Source organism: Monoglobus pectinilyticus (genome assembly GCF_002874775.1).
GTDB classification, from domain to species: Bacteria; Bacillota; Clostridia; order Monoglobales; family Monoglobaceae; genus Monoglobus; species Monoglobus pectinilyticus.
The window spans coordinates 1,889,475-1,914,989 of record NZ_CP020991.1 but is presented as its reverse complement, the minus strand read 5'-3'; the positions used below and the strand labels follow the sequence as shown (position 1 = coordinate 1,914,989).

Sequence of the window (25,515 nt, the reverse complement as noted above, 5' to 3'; positions counted from 1 at the left end):
ACCTACCCTGCGGACTGCACCAGCTCAACCGCCTTTTCGAGCGCTTCAGTCTCGTCGCTTCCGCTGCATTCTATTTCAATTTCGCTGCCGCATTTTATACAAGCGGCAATAACATTCATTATGCTTTTTCCATTAAAACTCTTTCCGTCAAAATTTATTGTCACATCAGAATCAAACTTTGACATCTCTTTGGTAAACACTCCTGCCGGTCTCATGTGAAGACCTTCAGGATCCGTAACAGTAACCGTTTTTGAAACCATAATATACACTCCTTTAATTATTTTCACTAAATATACTATAATATTATCACTATATTTTAGCAATGTCAATAATAATTTAAATTATTTTACCGTAACTTTATCACCTTTTTTAACTAATCCGGCTTTTTCGCCCAAAGGCTTTTTTAAAAATGCGAGCAGGAGCGCTCCCACAACCGAACCTATAACAAGCGCTGCTATATATCCCAATACGTTTCCTACAACCGGGAAAACAAATATTCCTCCGTGAGGAGCCATAAGAGTACAACCAAACGCCATTGACAAAGCACCTGAAACTGCGCTTCCTACTATACATGAGGGAATTACACGAAGCGGGTCAGCAGCGGCGTATGGTATAGCGCCTTCACTTATAAAGCAGAGACCCATAATATAGTTAACAGCTCCCGACTTTCTCTCACTGGGCGTGAACCTATTCTTAAAGAAAGTTGTGCAAAGAGCTATTACCAAAGGAGGAACCATACCTCCAACCATTACAGCTGCCATTATGTCATAGTTGCCTTCAGCTATTGAAGCGGTTCCGAAAACATAAGCCGCCTTGTTAAATGGACCGCCCATATCAATAGACATCATTCCGCCTAACACTAATCCCAAAACTATCTTGCTGGCGCCGTTCATCGCTTTCAAACCACTATTCAGCAATGTGTTTAATCCACCTATTATCGGGTTGAAGAGGAACATTATCAGTCCCATTACCAAAATACCTATTAACGGATATATCAGCACAGGCTTTATACCCTCAAGTGACTCCGGAAGTTTAGAGCAAAGCTTCTCAAGTCCGAGAGTTAAATAGCCGCCCACAAAACCGGCGAACAATGCGCCTAAAAATCCGGCTGATACTACATTTACGTCAGGATTCATAAGTGAAGCAAACGTAGTTCCTGCCACTGCCAGAGCTCCGCCTACAAAACCTACTGCAAGACCGGGTCTGTCAGATATACTCATAGCGATAAATCCTGCAAGTATTGGAAGCATAAAGTTAAACGCTACTCCTCCGACCGTCTTAAAGAAAGCGGCTACAGGTGTATTCATACCAAAGTTTGACGGATCTATAGAATAGTCGTCAAGCAGGAATGCCAGCGCTATCAAAATACCACCGCCTACAACGAAAGGAAGCATATGTGAAACACCATTCATAAGGTGTTTGTATACTGAGTGCCCTACTCCGTCGCCGCCTTCTGAGGTAGTCTCAGCTCCTCCTGTATGTGAGTATACACCGGCAGTACCGTTAACTATTTTCTCTATTAGAGCTTCCGGCTTATGGATACCATTAGAAACTGTAGTCTGAACGATATGTTTTCCGTCAAATCTTGCCATTTCAACATTCTTGTCAGCCGCTATAATTACTCCGTCGGCATCAGCAATATCACGGCTTGTCAAAGCATTTTTTGTGCCTCCGCTGCCGTTAGTCTCAACTTTTATTTCTACTCCCATTTCTTTGGCCTTTTGTTCAAGAGCCTCAGCGGCCATAAATGTATGAGCAATACCTGTAGGACAAGCTGTGACGGCAACTATTTTAATACCTTTGCTTGTGCTGCTTGAAGCCTGCGTTTTTTCCTTAGGCTGTTCATTTCCATACTTCTCAATTTCTTTTTCGTCAATATACTTTAAAAATTCCTTTGCGGACGTTGCGCTGAGCAATTTTTGTCTAAATTTTTCGTCCATCAGCATAACCGTCAGTCTGGATAAAACTTCAAGATGAACATCTCCGCCTGATTTCGGTGCGGCTATCATAAAAATCAAATTAGATTTTCCACCATCCATAGCGTCAAGGTCAATCCCCTTAGGCACTGTCACAGCCGCTAATCCTGGATTCTTTACAGCGGCACTTTTTGCGTGAGGAATAGCCACTCCATCGCCAATTGCAGTAGGTCCCTCTTCATCTCTCAAAAACAAATCTTTTTTATACTGGGCCTTGTCTGAAATGTTTCCGGCTTTGCTTTGCAAGTCAATTAGTTTATCATACAAAGCTTCTTTGGAATCCGTATTGAAGTTTAGCGCGATTGCGTTCGGCTTCAGCAAATCAATAACCTTCATATTTACCTCTCCTTTTCTTTATTATATAAAAAATTTATAATTTATAAGTTACAAGATTTTCATAAGTTCTTCAACTTTCTCTTTTTCAGCTAAACCTGCAGAGAAAGCCGTCGCACTTCCGCAGGCAGTTCCCAATTTCAGCGCATCTCTGTAATCTCCGCTCTGCAAGTATCCAAAAATAAATCCTGCCACCATAGAATCTCCGGCGCCCACTGAGTTTAAAACCTTACCGCTCGGCACTCCCATTTTTATAACCTCACCGTTTTCAGCAGACAATACAGCGCCGTCTCCAGCTCTTGACACCAAAACATTCCTTGCCCCCATCTGTCTGAGTTTTCCCGCATATTCAATAATTTCTTCCTCAGTATTAATTTCAATTCCAAACAATTCTCCCAGCTCATGGTTATTTGGCTTAACTAAAAACGGGTGATACTTTAGAACATTTTTTAATAAATCTCCGGTTGCGTCCACTACAATATTGGAACCGCTGTCTTTTAAACGCTCCATTATTTTTTCATATATATCGTCCGGCATTGTTGCAGGAATACTTCCTGCAAGAATCAGAAAATCGCCTCTCTGCAAAACTTTTAGTTTATCTAGAAGCCCTGATATCGCCTCATGGCTTATAACCGGGCCCTGACCGTTTATATCAGTCTCTTCTTTTGATTTTATCTTAACATTTATCCTTGTGATACCATTTTCAAGCTCTATAAAATCGGTTTTTATACCGTTTTTATTAAGACCGCTCTCAATAGCTTTCCCAGTGAATCCCGAAATAAACCCAAGCGCAATATTTTCAGCGCCTAAATTACTTAACACAGTAGAAACATTTATGCCTTTTCCTCCAAAAAATATCTCTTCGCTCTCGGTTCTGTTAACAGCGCCAAGTTCTATATCTTCCAGATGTATAACATAATCTACAGCCGGATTAAATGTCACTGTATAAATCATGCAAAAGCCTCCTTAACAACCGCGTATTCCCTAAATTCATTATCCTCAAGCTCATCAGTAACTATACAAGCGTCTTTAAGTATACCAAATGTTACCGCATATTCTTTGTCAAATTTGGTATGGTCACCTAAAATAAAATTGTTTCTCCCTCTTTTTAATACCTCTGACTTTACGGCAGCTTCCTCAACATCAGGAGTGCTGTATCCGCCTTTAACACTGATACCGTTTGTTCCTATAAAAGTTTTTGTAAAATTATATTTTCTCAAATTATTTATAGCTTCTGTTCCAACAACCGCTTCGGTTGTAAGTTTTATCTGTCCGCCTATAATATAGGCTTTAAGCCCTTTTTGAATAAGCTTTTTTGCATGAACTATACCATTAGTAACAAAAGTGGCTCTGACATTGTCGTAAATAAAATCAATCATTGCCGCCGTCGTTGTTCCGGCGTCTATAAAAACAAAATCATCATTAGTAACAAGCCCGGCTGCAACTCTGCCTATCGCTTCCTTCTCAGTAACATTCAGTGCTGATTTTGTAGTGACATCCTCTTCAAAAACAGTGCTCACCATATGAATAGCCGCCGCTCCTCCATGCACCTTTTTTACCTTGCCCATTTTGTCTAAAGTTACCAAATCCCTTCGGATAGTTGATTCTGAAGTTTCTAACCCTTGTGATAACTCGCCGACTGTGACCGTATCCTGCTTTGTGAGCAGTTCCAATATTTTATTATGACGCTCCTGCGTAAGCATGACCTGTCAACCCCTCTTTTTCATTTTTAAGATTTGATTTTTAAGCTTCATTTTTCATTTATTTATCTTACACCGTAATATTATCACCATTTTCAATCATTGTCAAGCGTTTTCGGTCATAAATATTTCACAAACAAGCATTTATAATCATTTTCATTCATTTTTACTAATAATATAGCCTTTTCTAGAAGAAAAAATACATTTTTTTTAGTAATAATGTACACTAATTTAATGGCACGCGTTTGCACTATATTTTTATTATAATTTTAATTGTGGAAGACACTTAATCTCCACAAAATAAAATATGAAAGGAGCAAAAATATGCTCGGATTCGGAAACAAAAGACAAAGGCCGGCGGCCGGCGGATATAGGGAACAAGGAAACGACTATACCCCACCGCAGTCACAAACGGCAGGTTATCAAGGCGGTTACCAAAACACCCAAATGGGTCAGCCTCAAACGGCGGAATATCCAGGCGGTTATCAAAACGCCCAGCAAATGGGGCAGTTTGCCGGATACGGTGAAGACCAGCAGGATTTGCAGGATTATATCAATAAAAGAACTTCAGAAATTGACGCTCAGGTCAAGGAATTTTCAGAAAAAAATCCTAATTTTGATATGAGACGTGAAATGCAAAACCCTAAATTCTGCAATTATGTTTGGGGAAATGGACTAAGCATTGAAGACGCCTACTATCTCTGTCATAGGGAAGAACAGAACTACGGTGATTCCCAGTACCGCAGCCGCGGAGAAAAGCCGTCCGCCGAAAGGCGAATCACCGAGAACGGTACAGGCAAGGCAGGAAGCGGAGCTATGGTTAAAAAGAACCCTGAGGAATTAACTGACGATGAGCTTGACGAAATAGTTAAGAGAGTCAGAAACGGTGAAAAAATTTCATTTTAAGAGTTTATAAAATAAGTAAACACAAGGAGGATAATAAATGAGTATAAATTATAATACACAAACTACATCAACCAATAATCTTGGAAATAACGTTACTCCTGAATTGAAAGCGTATTACGACAGACAGATGATTAGGTTTGCCAGCCCAAAACTGGTTCATGGACAGTTCGGACAGAACAAGCCTATCCCAAAGGGTTCAGGAAAGACTATTGAATTCCGCAGATTCAGCCCGCTGCCTAAAGCGCTCAAACCTTTAACCGAAGGAGTAACGCCTAAGGGCAACCAGCTCAATGTCACAACAGTTGAATCCACTGTTGACCAATACGGTGATTATGTTACACTCTCTGACATATTAACCCTGTCCGCTATTGACAACGTTATAGTAGAAACACAAAATGTTTTAGGCGATCAGGCAGGAAGAACTCTTGACACAGTAATAAGAGAAAAGGTAAATGCCGGAACCAATGTGCAGTACGGAAACGGCAAGTCTGACCGAAATCTGCTGGTAGGCGGTGCTGAAAACTATGAGGATAACGATTATTTAAATGTGGCGGCTGTTAAAAGAGCTGTAGCAACACTGAAACGCAATAACGCTCAGCCAATGAAAGACGGCTGTTACGTGGCTATAATTCACCCTGATGTTGCCAACGATTTGACAAACGACCCGGACTGGAAAGAAATAAAGCAGAATGTTGACCCAAAAGACTGGTACAACGGCACAATAGGCAAAATTCATGGCGTTGTATTCGTTGAGTCCACAGAAGCTAAAATATTCAGGGCAGCTCCGCTCAGAACCGTTGAAAACATCGAGACCGGAGACCCTGAAAGCCTTACTGTTGCAAAGGTTAACGGTAAAACCATTACTGTTTCAGAAGAAATAGCCGCAAAGGACGCTGCTGCTCTGTCCGGCAAAGCTGTACAGATAAACGGATTTGACTACTCTATCATCTCAGCGGCAGCCGGAAGCGCCGGAAGCGCAAGCATCACGCTGTCTGAAACTCCAAGCGCTACTATTGTTCCTGGAACAACTATATATCCGGCAGGAGCCGGAAAGGACGGCAGGGACATATACTCTACTCTATTTATTGGTCAGAATGCTTATGGGGTTACTAATATAACAGGCGGCGGCCTTGAGACAATAATCAAACAGAAGGGAAGCGCAGGAACCGGAGACCCTCTCGACCAGAGAAGCACTGTCGGATGGAAAGCAACTCAGACAGCAGAAATACTCTCTCCGGAGTTTATGGTTAGAGTTGAAACAACTTGCAGCTATTAGGAGGTAAACATGGCAAATACAAAACAAACTGTTACAGATGAACTTGAACAATTTTATAATGAACCTGTCCCTGTGACATTAATTAAAGATAACTGGAAGAAAAAAGACGATTTGACCGTTACCGTTAACGGAACCAATTATCAAATTAAACGCGGCGTTGAAGTAATGGTTCCTAGAAGTGTTGCTCTCGCCATTGAAAGAAGTAATAAACAGGAAATTGAGGCTGAAAAATATATTGAAAGCCTTAAAGAGGCTTAGAGGGCAGGTGGATACATGAAAATCATAAACGCAATTTCAGCTGCAGACGCTCTCAGCCCTAATCAATTTACTTTCAGTGAAAAGCTGCACTGGTGCGACGAAGTTTCACTCGCTTTAAGACGGGACATAAAAAAATATTACTCCGTTATTGAAACTTTAGTAACATGCCCTGATGAATTTGAACTGCCTGACGATATTTCTATTGACGATATTGAAGCTGCGTATGTGGCAGGTAAGTTAATAGATAAAGCAGATTTAAGAAGCCTGCCTCATCTATGCGGTTCACTGACCTCAGCATTCAGCAATTCAGCTCCTAAAATACTTAAACTAGTGTATCTCACCAAGCCTGATAACATCAGAAACATTGAGGTAAAAGGTACTTATAAACTGAGTGAGAATATCATATTCGGCTCTGAGCTTCCACTTTTTGAGGGGGACAACATAGAATGCGTACTTCTCGAAAACTTAGATGATGAACCCAACTGGGACTCCTGCCTGGATAGCTATGTATATCAAAATGACGGTGAAGCAGTCTATCTTACAGATGATATATTTACTCCGCAAACCGCGGCACATTTGGCAATTCGGCGCGTCATAGACGACGAAACAGAGGCAGACCCTCCATATGACAGACTGTATATAGAATATATTTTGGCAAAAATGGCGCTCTATCAGCATGATTACGACGCGTATTCTGCCCATATGACCCAATACAACAATTTGTACAGCGAATACAAAAAAGATTATAAAACCAGAAATCCCTTGAACGATTTGGCAAGGTTCAAAAATTTCTGGTAGGAGGTGAGGAATATGTATCTGCCGCCCAGCGGTTCGTCCACAAGCAGCAACACAAAAAAAGTGGATATTTTAAACTTCTTTGGATATGATCAAAGAGAAAAAATTGACGACAGACAAATGTCTGAAATGTATAATATGTCATCCGATTCTATTCCTGCCGCCTCGCCGCGTAAACCGAGAGAACACATTGTTTCTTTAAACGGAATATCAGCGGTTACGGCTCCGGAATACCAGCCGGGAAGTCTTGACTCATTCACAGGGGTAGCAGAAAACTATTTTTACTACAAGGGCAGCTCTGTCACAAACATTAAGCTCTTGGACGGTGAAAAATCTATAGTGGACTTTAATGGGAACATATGTATTTTCCCTGACAAGGTGTACTATAGGTATCTTCCTGACCCTGACACTGGGGAAATAGGGAATGAGTTAAAGAAGATGGGACGTCAGATTACTGTTACAGACGCAAAATTTTACTCAAGTCATAATGAAATAAGCGGAGTATATACTGCTTATATACAGAAAAGCGGCGCGGAATTTGACGACATTTTTAAGGTAGGAGACAGTGTAATCATAAGCGGCTGCAGTGAAGACCAAAACAACACCCATGTAATAAACTCAAAAAAAGATTATGCTTCTGACAGCCAAATAGTCAGTGCGGTAGTTGACGAGGCCACAACATCTAAACTTTCACTTCTTTTATATACTAAAAACGGCAGTTACGGGCTATTCAAAAACACTACTGACAGCAATTCTGTGACTATTGAAATAAGTATTCCTGATATCAGCTGGGCATGCGTTCATAATAACCGTCTGTTTGGAACAGGAACCAGCGGCGAATACATATATGCGTCCAAACTAGGCGATTGTTTCAATTTTAATTCCTTTAGGGGTCTAGCAGATGACAGCTGGTACAGTGAAATCGGCACTGCCGGCGAGTTTACAGGTATAGTCAGCTACAGAACAGCCGTCGTCGCTTTTAAGAGCAACTATATACACCACATCTACGGAGACTCACCGCAAAATTTTTCTATACCCAAGCAAACCTGCGGCGGTGCAATAGACGGAAAAAGCATTGCTGAACTCGGCGGCATACTTTACTATATGGGAGCCGACGGCTTTTATGAGTACAGCGGCGGTGAACCTGAGAAAATCAGCAGTTGTATAAAAACCAACTATTTCACTTGTAAAAGCGGAACCGACGGACAGCGTTACTATGCCTGCGCCGGAAACTCAAACGGTACCGAGCTTTTAGTATATGACCCCCTTTATAGTCTTTGGCATAAAGAGGACAACACGGAATTCATTGACTTTGTTCGCTATAACAAACATCTTTACGGCGTTACTAAAACCGATATATATAAATTTTCAGGAGAGAGCGATGAAGAGATAAACTGGTGTGTGGTATCCAAAAAATTTACCCTTGATGATTTTGATTTCAAGGGAATAAACACAGTATATCTCCGCCTGGATTTAAAATCAGGCTCCAAAGTTAAAATATACTCAGCCTGGGACAATGAGGATTTTAAGTTTTGCGGTGAGATTCAGGGCAATGGCTTTATGGTTCACAAAGTGCCGGTTAGATTCAAAAAATGCGACAGTTTTCGCATAATGCTTGAGGGCACAGGTCAGGCGGCAGTGCACGACATAGAGATAATCACATACACAGGAGGTAGAACAAATGCCAAACACATCAGATAAATATATCACAGATAACAAATTGGCGGCAGCAAACAAATCCCCCTCCCTTTCAAAGAAACAGACAGTACCGTCCAGGGAGGACGGTACTGTTGGAATCCGCTCCACTCTGACCAACATGGGGATAAGCAATGACCTGATTGGCTATGACGACAGGAGCGGAACCGTCACCTTGGGCGGCCGAACTTTGATGAAACCATCATATATGGATGAAAACGCCGGAGTTTCATATGCGAGCCCGTCTGAAATACAGAACAGTCTGGTAAGCTATTACTCCAAGTCTAATAATCCAATAGTACAGGTTTCAGACGCATATTCAAAATATGCGGGACAATATGGAGTATCAGCAGACGCGTTAGGTTACAGTAACGGCTCGGCCACTATAGGGGGAAGACCGCTAAACACCTTATATACAGATGAAAACGGAAAGGCATGGGCGTATCAAAACGATATTGAGGACCTAACATCAGATTACTTTAACACCCTTGGGGTCTCAACTCCAAACGAAATATTAGATGAGTACAACAACCGCTATTTAAATTCAATCACAAACCTGAGCAGGTCTATAATGAACCGAAAAGACTTTGAGTATGACCCTGACGATGATCCGGTTTATCAAGCTTATAAAGAAAAATACCTCACTGAGGGTAATAGAGCAAGTCAAGACGCTATGGCGAATTATGCGGGGCTTACCGGCGGTTATGGGAACTCCGCCGCGGCTACTGCCGCAGCGCAAACCAACCAATACTATATGAGCAAACTCGGAGAAATGGTGCCGGAGCTTGCACAGCAGGCATATGAACGTTATGCGGACAGCTATAACACGGACATAAACTTATTAGAAAACATGCTGGACACCTACAACTCAGCCTACAGCAACGCATATGGAGCCAACAACAAAACTATTTCTAATATCAACTCAGTTCTCGCTTCAAATACAGACCGAGACAAAGCGGCATATGAAAATTATTGGAACACACTTTTTAACCAACAAAAATATGACAAAAATGAACAAGATTATCGCTGGACAGAAGCCAATAATTCTCAGGATTATAACTGGAACGAGGTACTCAACGGTCAGGAATCAACACAAAATAATTTGGATATAGAGGATTCCAGAATGGATAATGTAATGAAACAAATATATATGCAGTATTACAACCAAATTATTAATAACCAGTTAAATTCTGAAAGACTGAACAACCGTTTAACAGAGGAAAGAATTAACCAGCTTATGCTTCAAAACGCTATAGGGTATTAAAGAATAAAAAAATTTTTTAGTTTTGAACTGAATATCTAGTAGAATATTATGTTTTAAAGTAACAATAATATAAAAATCAAGGGACTGCAAATGCAGTCCCTTGATATAATAGAGCTACTATAAAAATCTTGAGTCTAAATTAGTAGTTTACATATTTATCATATTTGTTTTGTATAAACGAATAAATTTTTTATAGCTATTATATAACCAATTATTTACACCAATAATATCAATAAAAAACAACCCTTATGGGTTGTTTTTTATTAAACTGTTAAATAATTGAATTAACAAAAGTTGCATTCACTGTAACGGCATCATTAGGCATTTCAAAAGTATAACCATCACCATTATCAACAACTGGTATAGAATTACTAGGTTCTGTTGCTGTAGCATATGTTACAGTATCTACTACATAATTTCCACTTTCAGGAGTAGCGTTTACTTTAATAGTATCACCAGCTACACCTAAAATTGTATAATTATAAGGCACAAACTTAAATCCAAAATACTGAGCTTTTGTTGCTCCACCAAAGAAATAATAAGTATTTCCTGCCTTCACTTCAAATACGTCTGTAATAGCATTGGCATTTGCGCCTGTAAATGTTGCAAGTTGTGTTCCTTTATCTGCATTCGGTTCAGACTCTAACAAATATAATGTCTTACCACTTCCTGCAAAATATGCAATTTGCATCTGTCCGTCTGCGGCTGCCGTAAACTCAAATACGGTACCTGCTGCCGGAAGATTTGTTGCACTCGGAGTTCCGCTAAAAGATGACGGACGTGGATTTCCTCCACCGGATATACTTCCAGTAAAATTACCTATTGATGAATCAAATTTATAACTAGTACCACGTGTCCACTTCTTATCTGTTGCTGTTGCACTATCATTATTATTTGGCAAATCAACAACGCCGACACCATCTATAGTAATTGGATCAGGGTCTGTTGCGTTTGCTGCAATAGCATTTGCTGTTTCATCATAGGCTTTCCATGTTACTGAAGCAGCAGTATTGAGTTCCTTTTTTATTAGCTCAGGTCTTGTCACGTTTTCTACTGAAACACTACCATTAGATACAGAAGCAACAGTTATGGCTTTAGCTTCTATATAATTTACAGTTACAGTAAAATCTGTTAAAGGTGTAGTAAACGAATATACACCAAGGTTTTCAACTAATCCAACACTACTTGAAACATCATCATTACCTGCCATGACTTTTACAGATTCAACTGCATATCCATCATTGGCACTAACAGTAAATGAAACATTCTTACCTGTTATAGCTCTGTTTGTATCTGATGCTACTCCATCAGTAAACGTTACAGAACCATTATCAGCGGAAATAGAAGCTGTTACATATGTAAGCGCATTAATTATAGGTTTAACTGTTGCCGCCTCACCAGGCATTTCAAATGCAACAGCTGTAGTTTTTGCGCCAGCAATACTAGCAGATTTTGTGTAATCAGATTCACTTGCTCCTTTATACTGAACATCTGCAAGTTCATAATCTGCATTAGCTGTTGCAGTAACAAAAACGAGTTCACCTTCTGCCGCTTTTGTTATTGCATTAGCAACAGTTGGATTAGATTTTGAGTTAATTGAAGCAACACCGTTTTCAAATGTATCAAGAGCTATATCATATCTTGGCATATCAAATGAAATTGTACAAGTGCTATAATTACCACAATAACTTGAATGATCAATTGCTGAAAGTTTTATTAAAATATTATCATCACTTTCAAATGTTGTTCCATCTTCAAATGAAATGATATTATCATAATTTGGCGTATAACCACCAGTCATTTTAATTTCTCTGGTTGCAATCTGAGTTGCATCAACATCAGTAGCTGTAGTTGCCTTTGTCTTATAAACATTTACAGACACTGCACCGCTAGTTCCTTCACGAAGTATGATACCTTGAGCACCTTCAAACGAACCAACTACCGATGATTTTATAAGAGCCATGTTTCCACTCTTAGTATTATCCCAGTATAATCCAGTATCCTGGCTTCCAGCAGAAATTGCAACAGCACTCTTATCGAACATATTTACAACAATTGGTGCAGCTGTCGCTGTCGCCTCTGGTGTTGCTGTTGGCTCTGCTGTTGCAGTCGGAACTGGTTGTTTGTCAGCAAATATAAACTTATATGTGAAGATTGAGTTTCCATCTGCACCATAAGCTGTTACATTTACAGAATATTTTGAATTTGCTTCAAGATATCCTAAGAATGTAGCAAGGTCTGTTGTTGAAATGCTATTAAACTGTTCTGTATTTAATCCTAGTGAAGCTGATACCGCTTTTCCTATAGCAATAGCTGAAGGAGAATCGTCTTTTCCGAATACTGTTACAGGATTGTAGCTCTTATAACCATCCGGTCTGTTATCAACCGTATCAAAGTTTGTTGCTGCTTCATTTGCAGCGCTTACTGTTGCATAATCAGAACCATCATAATGAACAGCATACTTTGCAACCGGGTCATACTTATTTACGAGACCTATAGCTGCTTCAATAGATTTTACAACGCTCATATTTTTTATTGTTCCGTCAAGAACTTCTACATCAACAGTACTGTTATCATAGTTAGGTACCAATTGTGCATATTGAACGTCTCCGTCTACTAACTGATTGTTAACATCATCAATATTAGCTTTGATATAGTCATCAATCGGCATAGCTGTTGCTGATGGTGCCGGAGTTTCTGTTGCTGGTGCTTCTGTAGGTTCTGCTGTTGCACTCGGTTCAGGAGTAGCCGTTGCCGGCTCCTCAGTTGGAGCCGGTGTCTCGGTTGCCGGAGCCGGTGTATATTTTACAAAACCCATTGCAAAGAAATCTCTGCTGTTGTTTGCAGCTGAAATTACAGAAATTGTATGTTCACCCTCTGTTAGTTCACCCAAATCGTAAGTCGTTATTGTTAAGTCTGAATTACTTTCTGTCGGGTCTATCAATGCTACCTTACCTGGATTCGTATTCTCAGGTGCAATCGCATTTCCTGAATCAACCTTTACATTATAGTATCTGTTACTGTATTCGATACCCAAAACCATTAACTTATAACTTCCAGCCTGTTCTGCTGAAACATTTATTTTTGCTGAAATAGTTCTGTCTGCAGCACCCATTGGAACTAAAGCTTCAGTATTAACTCCTGTTAAAGGATCACCAAATACTGCCTTCATTTCATCTGTTGCTTTATCATTCCAATTATATACCTTACTTGACTTATCTGTTGTATTAACTCCGCTAGGTAAAGTCATTCCCTTTGCTGGTATTGGAGCTATTGTTGATACAGGTGCATCTGTAGGCGCCGGTGTTTCTGTTGCAGGTGCCTCTGTTGGAGTTGCTGTTGCACTTGGAACAGGAGTTTCTGTTGCTGGTGCCTCTGTTGGCTCCGGTGTTTCTGTTGCAGGTGCAGCTGTTGCTGTAGGAGCCGGTGTTTCACTTGGCTCTGCGCCTTCTTTGAATGCAACATTTATCTCCACATTTGCTTCCGGCATACTAAATGTATAACCTTCTGCATTTTGAGAAACAACAGTTTTATTTCCGTTTTCAGGTGTATAGCTTACTTCGTCTACTGAATATCCATCGTTTGCAGATGGCAATACTTTAATTGTATCACCGGCAAATGCCTCGGTAGTTTCAATATATGGTGTAAACTCGATATATCCAACTGCAATCTTAGAAGCCGGAACGAATACATAATAATCGTATCCAACCTTCATCTCAATAGGATCAGATGTATATGCAGCTTTTGACGGAGCTGTTACCTGATATAAGTATGATCCGGTTGTTTCGCCCTGTTTAGCTTCAATAACTGTAAATATCTTACCTGCATTAGTCATATAGTTAACTACTGCCTGACCGCTCTTTGCAGATGTAAGTTTTAAAACTGTTCCATTTGTCGGCAAGTCCTTATCTGAAGGAGTACCAGTCAACGAAGACGGACGAGGATTACCATTTCCGCTGATACCGTCAACTGTATCTGTGTTATGCTTCCAGAAATCTGACGCTCCGCCTGTAGCATTATTAAGAGGATCAATTGTAATATCACCTACGGTAATTGGCTCAGGATCTACTATATTCTCAAATTTTGCTAGGTCATTTTTTGCTGTCCACTTAACTTTATTAGCTGTGTCAGCTGTTTTTGTAACTAACTCCGGATGAGATACATTCTGAACGTCAAATGAACCGTTTGTTGTTGCACCCTTTGTATATGTATATCTTACACTAGGTGTAGCTGATGGGTCCGGTGTCGGCGCTTCTGTAGCTTCAGGTGTTGCTGTAGCTGGAGCCGGTGTTTCTGTTGCAGGTGCAGGTGTTGCTGTTGCAGGTGCTTCAGCGGCAACTATAGCAGCAGCTACGAAGTCTGAACACTGACCAAGTTCTGAATAGTACTTAAATTCATATGTTCCGGCTTCTAAGTTATCTATATCATATGTATAGATAAACAAATCCTGACCGTTTGTTCCTACCTTTTCACTCTTGTCAACCAATGTTCCCTGAACAACCTGTGTACCATCCTTGCTTAACGCAAACTGGTTATTGCTCTGTGCATATGATACCATAATATATGCTTTATATGATCCGGTCTCATCGATTGTGTAATTCTTTGTTACATATCCGCCAAAGTTTGAACCAAGGAATCCAACTTTGCTTGTTCCAGCCTTAGAGAAGTTTTCACCAAAGATATTCGAATATTCCTCAGTGTAAGCAGCTGTCGGCTCTTTTGGTGCGTCATTATAAACTTTTGCGCTGCCGTTGAGAGTCATATCACCGGCAATCATAACTTCCGCAGGTTTAGCTGTAGGAGCTGCTGTTGCTTCCGGTGTTGCTGTTGCAGGTGCTTCAGCAAATGTTATGTCTGCTGTTACATTCTGTCCTGGCATTGTGAACTTGTTATTCTCAACTTTAACGTCCTGTCCGTCTGCACCCGTTACTGTAACTGATGCAACCTGACCGGCAGTTTCAGCTGTTGCGTCAACTGTTACTACATCGCCTTCCGGAATCAGATATTGAACTGCACCATCAACACCAGCAGCGTTAGCTGCAACTGTTGTATTTGTCAAAATAACTGAGAATATATCCGGCAACCATTGTTCTGTTGTGTTAAATTTTAATGTAGCGTTTGTTAAAGCTGTTTCTGCAGTAAATGTAAACTTATATGCCTTTAATACACGAGATGCATTATTATCTTCCCTAGCTACCGCAACTCCGCTGGCTGCAGGGATTGAGAAACTTATGTCTCCAATAGTAGCATCAATTGCAACTTCGTTGTTATAGCCCAAATAATAAACGTTGTACGTACCCGGCTCTAAGTTTATTCCTTCAATGTATGGCTGTGATGCCTTACTGCCTGTTCCACCTACATAATTCTTATAGTTAGCTGTTAATGCAGGAGCTACTTTAGCAGCATCGCTTCCATCCGCAAACAAAGTTCTAATCTCTTCACTTGCTTCATCAACAAATGTGCATGTATCGCCTTCGCACAAATTTCCACCCTTAATTTCTGAGGTTGATGTATATTTATATGTTACAGGTGTAACAGGAGCTGTTGTTGCTGTAGCAGCAGGCTCATCTGTTGGAGCGTCTGACGGTTCCGCTGTAGGAGCATCTGACGGCTCTGCTGAAGGTTCTATGGTTGGCGCTACTGTAGCTTCAGGTGCATATGTAGGATAAACATTTCCTTCTGCATCCTTAAGAACAGCTGTTCCGCCTGTTACGTTAACTGTTGCAATATACTTATTTGGTTCTGGTGTTGCTGACGGATCAGGTGTTGCCGGTGCAGCAACCGGAACTACAGCTATAGCCAAAATATTTCTGCTGTTATTAGCTGCAGATATTACCTTAACTGTATGTTCTCCATTTGTTAAAGTGCCTAAATTATATTCTGTCACAGTCAAATCAACATTGCTTCCACCTGCATTATTTGTTGCCATCTTACCTGGAGTTTGACTCTCGGGTTCAATTGCAGCGCCATTATCAACACTCGCTGTAAAGTATCTGTTATTATATTCAATACTCATAACCATCAGCTTATATTCGCCGTCAGCCGGAATATTGATTGTCTTAGATACATTTCTTCCATCGCCGTTCATTAAAGCAAACTTTGCTGTGTTAACGCTATCGATTGGATCGCCAAATGTTGATTTCATCTCATCTGTTGCTTTTTCAGTCCATGTATAATTTTGACCAGCGTTATCGCTAAGCACTGCCCCGCCGTCTAAAGTCAAATCATTAGCAGGAACTACTATTGAAGATACCGGAACCGCTGTCGGACTTGGTGTAGAAGGAGCCGGGGTAGCTGTCGGCTGACCTGATACGGTTATAGCCATATCTGCAAATTGTGCGGCTGCAGCTGTCTGAATAAGACGAACCTGTCTTAAAGCTGTAGACTTACCTGCAATTGCGCCCATCTTTGCTGTGCCTGCCACTGTGCCATCCGGAGCTGTAACTTCTAAAGTAATAAAGTCTGTTCCTTCATAGTCGAGAGTGATATTAAACTTATACCAGCCGGCTGTCATTTGACTATAATCAAACAGCTTATTTTCTTCTGCCGGATTAGGTCCATAATTTACAGATGAATTGTTGTTATTTGCTACTTCTGCAAATACATATTCACCATTAGGATTCTGATAGTTCTCTGTTCCGCTCTCTAAATAAATTCTAAAGTTCTTTGGAACTGCCGGGTCAATATATACATCTAATGAAACATTAGCCTGACCTGCTGAGACTTCCTGATCCAAAGTTGTGTAAATATTTCTGCTCGTTACTTCGATAGCTGCTTTTCCGCCTTCAGCAGGATATACTACTTCTGCTGCCGCGCCATCTGTGGTATCGATTTTTGCTTGACCGATATTCCAGTTAGCATAGCTTGGGAATACAGGTGTAGCTGTCGGAGGAGCAACTGTTGCTGTGGCTGTCGGTTCCGGTGAAACAGTAGCTGTTGGAGCCGGTGTTGCTGTTGCCGGTGCGTCACCGAATGTTACTTCCGTTGTTACATTCTGTCCCGGCATTGTGAACTTGTTATCGCTTACCGCGATGTCCTGTCCGTCTGCACCCTTAACTGTTACTATCGGATACAAACCTGCTGTATCAGGTGTTGCGTCTACTGTTACTACATCGCCTTCCGGGATTAAATATTGAACCGCACCATCTTCAGCCGCTGCATTGGCTGTAGGTTCTACAGTAAATCCTGCTATAAACAAGTCTCCGCCCGAATTGTCAGCGTCGTTAACAGCTGTCAAATATACAGTGGTTCCAGCACTTGCATTAAATGTAAATACTCCGCTTCCTGTTTGGCCTTTACCCAATTCAACTCCGCCGTTTGTTGTGCCTGCTGCATATACTCTGGAATCATGAGCATTTCCATATACAGTTACCGCAACGTCAACGGCTGTTTTAAATACCAATGAGTTCTGAGCGCCCTTCAGACGCATTGAATTAAGATGACTAGCTCCATTAATTTCTGAAGATTTCTTGTTTGTCGCAGCATTGTTTCCAGCTGGTGAATATACTTTTCCGTTATCAAGCATTGTACCTTCGCTGATCGGCAAAGTTCCTGCTGAATTGAAATCATCTGCTATAAATGTGTAGCTTTCTGTAATCTCTGTAAGCGGCGGCATTGTCGGTTTTGCTGTTGCCGGGGCTTCTGTTGGCTCCTCTGTTGAAGCTGTTGCTGTCGGAACAGGTTCTTCTGTAGGATTAGAAACTTCTACTAAAGGATAAGTATTTCCGTTCGCATCCTTAAGTACAGCTTTACCACCTGTTACGTTAACCGTTGCTACATACTTCTGAATCGGTGCTACGGTTGCTGTTGGTAATGGTGTTGCTGTCGGCTCATCCGGTGTTACCGGTGTTGCTGTCGGCTTATCCGGTGTTACCGGTGTTGCTGTTGGCTTATCCGGCGTTACCGGTGTTGCTGTTGGCTTATCCGGTGTTACCGGTGTTGCTGTCGGCTTATCCGGTGTTACCGGTGTTGCTGTTGGTTTATCCGGTGTTACCGGTGTTGCTGTCGGCTTATCCGGTGTTACCGGTGTTGCTGTCGGCTCAGGCTCTTCTGTAGGAACCGGTCCTTCTGTAGGGCCGCCTGTTGTTGTAACAACAAATGTTACATTATAAGCAGCATCATCAGATACTACAATTGTGAATACATTTTGTCCGTCTGTCAATCCTGCAAGATAATCCTTTGAGATTGTGAGTTTTCCTGTTTCAGCATCAAAAGTATACTGATCAGCTGTAAGCATTTCTCCGCTCTCAGTCTTAACTCCAGTAATTGTCTGACCTTCTGTCAGAGTTACAGTTGTTGCTGCGTCATTTCCAAATGCTGCTGTTGTCTTTTCAGGATAGATAGAAGGAGCGTCTTTTGCCAAAACTATAGTTGAAACATCAGACACAGTTCCATTATAGTTTGTTCCATCACCTGTAACTACAACTTTTAGATACATGCCCTTATCGGCTTCTACAGCTGTATATGTGCTCTTTGTTGCTCCGGAAATCTTGTCTCCTGTTCCATTGCTTTCTTTTGTTCTGTACCATTGATATGATACATAATTCTTAGCAGCTGCCGGAGCAAGATTCGTAGCTGTTAAAACATCTCCAACATAAACGTTGACATAATCAGTCTTATTATCAACAGCTATTTCCACGTCTTTCAGATCATAGTTATTAATATGTCCTGCATACAAATCATAATTCTTGTTAACAGCTGAAACAGTCGGATCGAATGTAGTACCGCTGCATTTCTCTGCTGCTGACTTAGATGTGTACCAAAGACCGTCCCAATTGCTTTCGGTCGGTGTAGGAACAGAACTTTCTGACAACTTCTTGCCTTTTGTTACACTTCTAGTCTTAACAGTTCCGTAATTTTCACCATAGTGGAATTTAACAGTAAGTGATGCGGGTCCGCCGCCGTTACCGCCACCGCCGCTGCCACCGCCGCCTATAACAATATTGTTAGGCTTTGTGGTTGCGCTTGGGTTTGTAACATTACCTGTGTTTGATGTAACGTTTGCTTTTTCAGAGAGATTAACGATATCCCCTGAAATCTGTGAACCTGTTATAGTAACATCGCCGCTCACCTGAGGTGATACAACAACGCCGCCTGCAACGATTCCGTTAAGGGTAACGCCGCCTGTCTTTATCATAACTATACCGCCAACATATTCTGGACCGTATGAACCAGGCTCTGTTATGTAAAGCTTAATCATATTATCAATAATCTTAACGAACTCTGCTCTGGAGATATAATCCTTAGGACGAATTGTTCCGTCTTCATATCCGCCTACATATCCGGCAGCGGTCATAGCTCCAACATAACCTGTAGCGTAGTCAGAAATGTTCTGATAGTCAGCATACTGGGTAATGCCTGCCTGAGTATTCTCAACTGTAAGACCATACGCACGCGCAAGCATTGTCATAGCCTCTTCACGGGTCATGTAGTTATTCGGAGTCATCGTTCCGTCCCCGTTACCTGTGAGAGTACCAGCGGCAACCAGCTTTAATACTGCGTCAGCAAACCAGTCTGTAGTTGATACGTCTGTGAACATATTATCAGCAATTTTTTCATAACTGATAACATTATCGGTTACCTGTGCAACTTCTGCACGCGTAATAGCGTCGTCAGGTCTGAAATAACCGCCGTCGCCCTGGATTACGCCATAGCCAGACCAAGTGTTGATATAACTCTCAGCCCAATGACCTTCAGTATCATTGTACTGAGCCGCTGAAACAACGGTCATACCAAAGGTGGTCAAAACCATAGCGATGGCCAATACTAAGGCCAAACTTCTCTTAAAGGTTCTCATTAAAAAACCCCTCCTTGTGTTTTTTGGAATATAAAATTCCTATATATTTAATTTTTTTTACATATGTAATTACTACCTGTTGTATCTAAAAACATAAACACAACAACCGATACACAATATATATGTACCGTAACTCAAATATGCTGTAAATATAATACATTTAATGTTTACATTATAGCATATTTGTAACAAAAGCGCAATACTTTTGTGGCTAAATTATTAACAATTTTTATTTCGAACATATATTTTTGATAAATAAATGATAATATAATAAATATATAAATATTACGCTTTTTATTGGAATATAAAATAAAAAACAAAAATAAATATATATTAGTTCGCAAAACGTTGCGGTGTAATATTTATATTAAATATATGTGAAAAAAATTCACTTATATATTAACTTCTATAAGTGTTAAATTCACTAATACAAAATAAACTAATTAACTACTAAGGCAAACTGCATAATATCAGCAAAGATCACTTTTCTTTATATATTAAACAAAAGCCCATGACAAATGCCATGGGCTTAATTATTTATTTTTATCTCAAATGCCAAATTTCTTTATTATAACTTTCAATTGTCCTGTCACTGCTGAAGAATCCGGCTTTTGCCGTGTTTATTACAGCTTTTCTGTTCCATTCATCCTGATTATCTTTATATAAACTATTTGCCTGCTGGCAAGTGTGAACATACGATTCAAAATCAGGCAAAAGCAAATATGGGTCTGCAAAACTGCCGTTATTTCCCTGAACCAAAGACCTATATATATCATAAAACAGATTATGCTCGTCTCCGGAGAACGTCCCGTCTATCAGTGTGTCGACAATGCTCTTAATCCCCATATTTGTAGCATACAATTCAGGGCTCGGCGAGCGGTTTGTCGAATATAGCCCTAAAACTTCATCTGACTGCATTCCAAAAATGAATATATTATCATCGCCGACCTGCTCCCGTATTTCAACGTTTGCACCGTCCATTGTTCCTATTGTCAAAGCGCCGTTCAGCATAAGCTTCATATTTCCTGTTCCTGAAGCTTCCTTGCTGGCTGTTGAAATTTGCTCGCTCAAGTTAGCAGCTGCAACAATCTTTTCAGCAATAGATACGCTGTAATTTTCAATAAATACAACTTTTAAAATATCCTTTGTCATGGGGTCATTATTAACAACCTTAGCTATATTATTAATAAACTTGATTATCAGTTTTGCCATATGATAGCCCGGTGCTGCCTTTGCAGCAAATATAAATGTCTCGGGCATCTTATTTGCATTTTCAGGTGTTTCAGTAATAGATTTATACCTATATATTATATGAAAGGCTTTGAGCAGCTGTCTTTTATATTCATGCAGTCTCTTTATCTGAACATCAAATAAAGATGCAGGATCTACAGTTATACCATTATGATCCAGTATATATTTTGCAAGTTTCTCCTTATTATTAAGCTTAATCTTTGCAAATTTATCTCTGAACGCTTTGTCATCAGCAAACGGAAGCAGATTTTCCAGCTGTGTATAATCTTTCACCCAGCCGTCACCTATCGCTTCACAAATAAGCGAAGAAAGCTCAGGGTTCGCCTTATACAGCCATCTTCTGAATGTAACTCCGTTAGTCATGTTCTTAAACTTATACGGATAAATGCTATAATAATCCTTGAAAGTTTCTTTCTTTAGGATTTCAGTATGCAAAGCCGCCACGCCGTTCACACTATGGCAGGCAGTCAAGCACAAATTCGCCATGCTTACCTGTCCTCTGCTAATTACAGCCATATACTCAATCTTGCCTGTGTCACCGGGGAAACGTTCGTTCAGGGCGATTCTCTGCCGCCTGTCTATCTCATGAATAATCTGACCAAGTCTCGGAAGCAGCGAATCCACCATGTCCATCGGCCATTTTTCAAGCGCTTCACACAGAATGGTATGATTTGTATAAGCGAAAGTTCTGCCGACTATACTCCACGCGTCGTCCCACGACATCCCTTCTTCATCCATCAGAAGTCTCATAAGCTCAGGTATAGCTATGGTAGGATGCGTATCGTTTATATGAATCTGCACATACTCAGGAATATCAAACATAGACAAATTCTTCTGTTTATGTTTGGATATTATCCACTGGATTGTGGCTGATACAAAGAAATACTGCTGCTTCAATCTCAAAAGCTTGCCTTCATAATGATTGTCCTCAGGATAAAGCACTTTTGAAATAACTTCAGCCAAATCTTTATTTTCATTGGCTTTAGCATAATCTCCTCTGTTAAACTCTGTCATATTCATAATCTCAGGCGAGCAGGCTTTCCAAAGTCTTAAAGTGTTAACCGTGTCTGTATCAAATCCTGTGATAGGCATATCATACGGTTCCGCTATGACAGTATTATAATCAACATGCTCAAACTTCATATGGCCGTCTTCCCACTTTTCAATAATACGGCCGTTAAAATGAACTTCTTTAGTGTCCTCAGGTCTTGCTATATCCCAAACATTTCCGCTCTGCAGCCACGGGTCAGGCATCTCGATCTGATATCCGTCAACTATCTTTTGCTTAAACAGTCCATACTCATATCTTATACCGCAGCCAAAGGCCGGCAAATCCAAATTGGTGAGAGAATCAAGGAAACAAGCCGCCAAACGACCCAGTCCTCCGTTACCCAAGCCTGCGTCAGTCTCTACCTCTTCAATATTTTCCAGCGAAAATCCCAGCTCTTTTAATGCGCTCTTATAAACTTCCGTCTCCATGATATTCATTAAATTGTTTCCCATAGCTCTGCCCATTAGAAACTCAAAAGATAAATAGTAAAGCTCTTTCTGCGGCTTTCTCTCACATTTTTCCTGATAGCTTACCCACTTTTCCATTATCTCGTCGCGTATAGTGAGCGCTGCAGCACGGTAGACTTCCATGTCGCCTGCTTTTGCTATTGTTTTTCCAAAATAGCGTTTCACCTTACCGGTAATCTCATCCTTTATAAAGTCCTTTTTCATATCAAACTCGGGCGTTCCGGGTTTTAATTGTCTATGATACTCAGCAACATTTTTTGCCGTTTTATCTTGCGTCTCTGCCTTAGAAGTATTGTTTGCCATAAATAAAATCCCTCCTGTGCATATAATCGCTGTATTATTATAATATTATTCATCCTTCTAATACAGCTCCATTATTTATTGTACCTTATTATTCCAATTTTATCAAGTCAAATCGCACAAAAATAAGGTTGTATCTGACATCTTTATGTTTTTTTGTAAAAATTGCCTATTACATCAATCTTAATTGGCTCGTCTCTTATAGTCTTTATTGTGGTTTTTAACAAATTTTAAGCCGCGGAAAACGAAACATGTTTCCGCGGCTATATACTTTATTGTTATTATTTGCTGTCTATAAGAGTTTTTATTCTCTGCACAAAGAGAGCAACCTCAATCCTTGTAGCGTCATCTTTTGGACGGATAGTTCCGTCGCCGTATCCTCCCATAAGGTTGTTTTCAACACACGCCGCTATAGCGTCTCTGGCGTAAAAGTCAATATCACGCCAATCCCAATAATTATTAAGCGCCTTTGCCGTGTTCGGAATTGCCGTCAAAATTTGACGGGCTTTCAAAACTCTATAAGCAAGTGTAGCCATATCCTGCCTCTGCATAGTTCCGTCAGGATCAAACAGATTATTTCCAATTCCCCATGCAACCCCTGTTGCTTTGGCTTGTCCTATTTCATCATAATAGTATTTATCAGGATATACATCATCAAAGTTTTCTGTGAAAGTTATATCTGATTCCTTTAATATTCTATATAACAAAACCGTAGCGTCGGCGCGGGAAATAAATATATCGGGTCCGAACTCTGTCTCACTTATACCTTTAACTATTCCCTGGTTTACAAGATCTTCAATATACGGCATTGCCCAGCCATATTCACCCATATCAGTAAACTTTGAGGCGTCTCCAACGTTCGTTGGTGCGCTCGTGGGATCAGCAGCAATCGGAGCGTTTGTCGGGTCAGCGGAAGCCGGCTCCTGAGTTGGCTCGGAAGGCTTGTCCTCAGGTGCCTGAGTTACCTCAGGCTGAGGGTTAGGTTGATTAATTTCTCCCAGCGTCGGAGCAGCGGCAGGTGTGGAATGAAGCTGTTTTATAAGGTTATACAGATTTGAATTTCCCATAAACGAAGAATACTCAAACATGCTGTAACCACCTATATACTGGCTCTGCCTGCACATTGAAACCTGGTTGGACAGCTCATTTATACCATTCTGCCCTTTCCAAGCAGCTTCAGAACCGGAAGCCGCCTTATAAGCCGCTTCGCCAATATAAAGCTTAACATTTTTCGGGGCGCAAACACCCGCCCACCAATTTATTAAAGTATTATAATCAGCGTTTGGCTGGCCATTATACCAATATATCTGCGGCATTATATAATCAAGATATTCCCGTTCAACCCACAGTTTGGTATCCGCATACAAGCTATGATATGAACTGCTTCCATTTGTATTGCTGCCTCCCGGCGTGTCGCCGGCATTCGCCCAAATACCGCTCGGACTTACTCCAAACATACAGTTTGGTTTAATTTCCTTTACTGCGTCACGGGCACAGGAGATTAAAGTAGTAACCATACTTCTGCGCCAGTCCGCTTTGTTTGGATATGCATCCTGATACTTAAAATAGGCCGCAGAATCGTCAAATCCGCTGCTCGGATAAAAATAATCGTCCATGTGAATTCCATCGACATCATAATTTCTTACAATCTCTCTGATTCCTTCAAGTATAATGTCGATAGAATCAGCTTCGCCCGGGTTCAAATACATCTTGCCCGAACTGTCGGTAAGCACTAAGTCAGGTCTTAATACAGCCGGATTATTTGCAGCCAATTTGCCATTATCATTAGACGAGTTGGTAACTCGATATGGATTTATCCATGCATGCAGCTGCATTCCCCTCTTATGCGCCTCGTTAACAGCATATTCAAGAGGATCAAACCCGTCGCTCGGAGCCGTACCCTGTGTTCCTGTAAGATAACGCGACCACGGAAATATATCCGACTTATAAAGAGCGTCTCCTGACGGCCTTACCTGTAAAAATACTGTATTAAACCCCATATCCTGACAGTTGTCCAGAACCTCGTCCATTTGAACTCTAAGCTGCCATGCATCAGCAGTAGGCGACTGCGGATAGTCCAAATTTCCGACCGACGCCACCCAAATTCCCCTCATCTCTGTGTCCTCAGCAGAAACTATATCAGTTTTCGGTGTATAGAACAGGTTAACCGCAATGGCGGCACAAACCGCTAAAACTATCAGTTTCATACTGAAATCAAATCTTTTCATTACGTTTCCTCCTATGTACATTTTATATCTTGTCTCACTCTAAAATATTATATGAAACGAGTGTAAATTATAGCACAACTTTTACACTTTGTCAATTTGACAGATACACAAATCAATAAATAAAAGATTTCCAAAAATTCCCCAAATCAAAAGCAAAGTACAATAAATTATAAAGTTTAATTCAGACATTAAAACACGTCTTATAAATAAGCAGCTTCA

At 40.6% G+C, this 25,515-nt stretch carries 13 protein-coding genes; 6 read left to right on the top strand and 7 right to left on the bottom strand.

The genetic code is table 11. The features are described from left to right. Positions 1-2 precede the first annotated feature (2 nt). From B9O19_RS08080 to B9O19_RS08065, 4 genes are all read right to left on the bottom strand, one after another. Entirely contained in the window at positions 3-260 is a 258-nt protein-coding gene (locus B9O19_RS08080; protein WP_102365940.1) for an HPr family phosphocarrier protein, read from the bottom strand. Positions 261-341: 81 nt separating this feature from the next. Beyond that, on the bottom strand, positions 342-2,312 hold the full coding sequence (locus B9O19_RS08075) for a PTS fructose transporter subunit IIABC (protein WP_102365939.1): 1,971 nt from the start codon (positions 2,310-2,312) through the stop codon (positions 342-344). Between the two features lie 48 nt (positions 2,313-2,360). Continuing rightward, the gene (gene pfkB, locus B9O19_RS08070; protein WP_102365938.1) at positions 2,361-3,263 is read right to left on the bottom strand and encodes a 1-phosphofructokinase; all 903 of its coding nucleotides are present in this window, start codon (positions 3,261-3,263) and stop codon (positions 2,361-2,363) included. Beyond that, on the bottom strand, positions 3,260-4,012 hold the full coding sequence (locus tag B9O19_RS08065; RefSeq protein WP_102365937.1) for a DeoR/GlpR family DNA-binding transcription regulator: 753 nt from the start codon (positions 4,010-4,012) through the stop codon (positions 3,260-3,262). The genes pfkB and B9O19_RS08065 overlap by 4 nt, the downstream gene beginning before the upstream one ends. Before the next feature lie 321 nt (positions 4,013-4,333). Here B9O19_RS08065 and B9O19_RS08060 point away from each other — a divergent pair, with 321 nt between their 5' ends. The 6 genes from B9O19_RS08060 to B9O19_RS08035 are packed head-to-tail and all read left to right on the top strand — an operon-like array spanning position 4,334 to position 10,203. Beyond that, positions 4,334-4,915 carry a hypothetical protein gene (locus tag B9O19_RS08060; protein WP_102365936.1) on the top strand — a complete coding sequence of 194 codons (582 nt, stop codon included), beginning with the start codon at positions 4,334-4,336 and terminating at the stop codon, positions 4,913-4,915. A gap of 37 nt (positions 4,916-4,952) precedes the next feature. After that, the gene (locus tag B9O19_RS12030) at positions 4,953-6,191 is read left to right on the top strand and encodes a N4-gp56 family major capsid protein (RefSeq protein WP_245862907.1); all 1,239 of its coding nucleotides are present in this window, start codon (positions 4,953-4,955) and stop codon (positions 6,189-6,191) included. Positions 6,192-6,200: 9 nt separating this feature from the next. Continuing rightward, positions 6,201-6,449 (top strand): hypothetical protein, encoded by a 249-nt coding sequence (locus tag B9O19_RS08050; protein ID WP_102365935.1) that lies wholly within the window; start codon positions 6,201-6,203, stop codon positions 6,447-6,449. Between the two features lie 15 nt (positions 6,450-6,464). After that, positions 6,465-7,247, top strand: coding sequence for a hypothetical protein (locus tag B9O19_RS08045; RefSeq protein WP_102365934.1), 783 nt, complete (start codon positions 6,465-6,467; stop codon positions 7,245-7,247). A 12-nt stretch (positions 7,248-7,259) separates the two neighbouring features. Next, the gene (locus tag B9O19_RS08040; protein WP_102365933.1) at positions 7,260-8,945 is read left to right on the top strand and encodes a hypothetical protein; all 1,686 of its coding nucleotides are present in this window, start codon (positions 7,260-7,262) and stop codon (positions 8,943-8,945) included. Then, positions 8,926-10,203, top strand: coding sequence for a hypothetical protein (locus B9O19_RS08035; protein WP_102365932.1), 1,278 nt, complete (start codon positions 8,926-8,928; stop codon positions 10,201-10,203). Before B9O19_RS08040 ends, B9O19_RS08035 begins: the two co-directional genes overlap by 20 nt. Positions 10,204-10,474: 271 nt before the next feature. Here the strand turns inward: B9O19_RS08035 and B9O19_RS08030 are convergent, their stop codons facing one another. The 3 genes from B9O19_RS08030 to B9O19_RS08020 form a co-directional block, all read right to left on the bottom strand. Continuing rightward, positions 10,475-19,999 (bottom strand): S-layer homology domain-containing protein, encoded by a 9,525-nt coding sequence (locus B9O19_RS08030; protein WP_102365931.1) that lies wholly within the window; start codon positions 19,997-19,999, stop codon positions 10,475-10,477. A 543-nt stretch (positions 20,000-20,542) separates the two neighbouring features. Continuing rightward, positions 20,543-23,071, bottom strand: coding sequence for a glycogen/starch/alpha-glucan phosphorylase (locus B9O19_RS08025; RefSeq protein ID WP_306560262.1), 2,529 nt, complete (start codon positions 23,069-23,071; stop codon positions 20,543-20,545). Positions 23,072-23,349: 278 nt separating this feature from the next. Continuing rightward, positions 23,350-25,296 carry a family 10 glycosylhydrolase gene (locus tag B9O19_RS08020; RefSeq protein WP_158648955.1) on the bottom strand — a complete coding sequence of 649 codons (1,947 nt, stop codon included), beginning with the start codon at positions 25,294-25,296 and terminating at the stop codon, positions 23,350-23,352. Positions 25,297-25,515: the final 219 nt, after the last annotated feature.

Excerpts from the sequence above, each read along its gene's own strand:
- B9O19_RS08030 (WP_102365931.1), bottom strand. The coding sequence starts at position 19,999 with ATGAGAACCTTTAAGAGAAGTTTGGCCTTAGTATTGGCCATCGCTATG.
- pfkB (WP_102365938.1), bottom strand. The coding sequence starts at position 3,263 with ATGATTTATACAGTGACATTTAATCCGGCTGTAGATTATGTTATACAT.
- B9O19_RS08040 (WP_102365933.1), top strand. The coding sequence starts at position 7,260 with ATGTATCTGCCGCCCAGCGGTTCGTCCACAAGCAGCAACACAAAAAAA.
- B9O19_RS08065 (WP_102365937.1), bottom strand. The coding sequence starts at position 4,012 with ATGCTTACGCAGGAGCGTCATAATAAAATATTGGAACTGCTCACAAAG.
- B9O19_RS08080 (WP_102365940.1), bottom strand. The coding sequence starts at position 260 with ATGGTTTCAAAAACGGTTACTGTTACGGATCCTGAAGGTCTTCACATG.
- B9O19_RS08025 (WP_306560262.1), bottom strand. The coding sequence starts at position 23,071 with ATGGCAAACAATACTTCTAAGGCAGAGACGCAAGATAAAACGGCAAAA.
- B9O19_RS08050 (WP_102365935.1), top strand. The coding sequence starts at position 6,201 with ATGGCAAATACAAAACAAACTGTTACAGATGAACTTGAACAATTTTAT.
- B9O19_RS08020 (WP_158648955.1), bottom strand. The coding sequence starts at position 25,296 with ATGAAAAGATTTGATTTCAGTATGAAACTGATAGTTTTAGCGGTTTGT.
- B9O19_RS08045 (WP_102365934.1), top strand. The coding sequence starts at position 6,465 with ATGAAAATCATAAACGCAATTTCAGCTGCAGACGCTCTCAGCCCTAAT.
- B9O19_RS12030 (WP_245862907.1), top strand. The coding sequence starts at position 4,953 with ATGAGTATAAATTATAATACACAAACTACATCAACCAATAATCTTGGA.
- B9O19_RS08060 (WP_102365936.1), top strand. The coding sequence starts at position 4,334 with ATGCTCGGATTCGGAAACAAAAGACAAAGGCCGGCGGCCGGCGGATAT.
- B9O19_RS08075 (WP_102365939.1), bottom strand. The coding sequence starts at position 2,312 with ATGAAGGTTATTGATTTGCTGAAGCCGAACGCAATCGCGCTAAACTTC.
- B9O19_RS08035 (WP_102365932.1), top strand. The coding sequence starts at position 8,926 with ATGCCAAACACATCAGATAAATATATCACAGATAACAAATTGGCGGCA.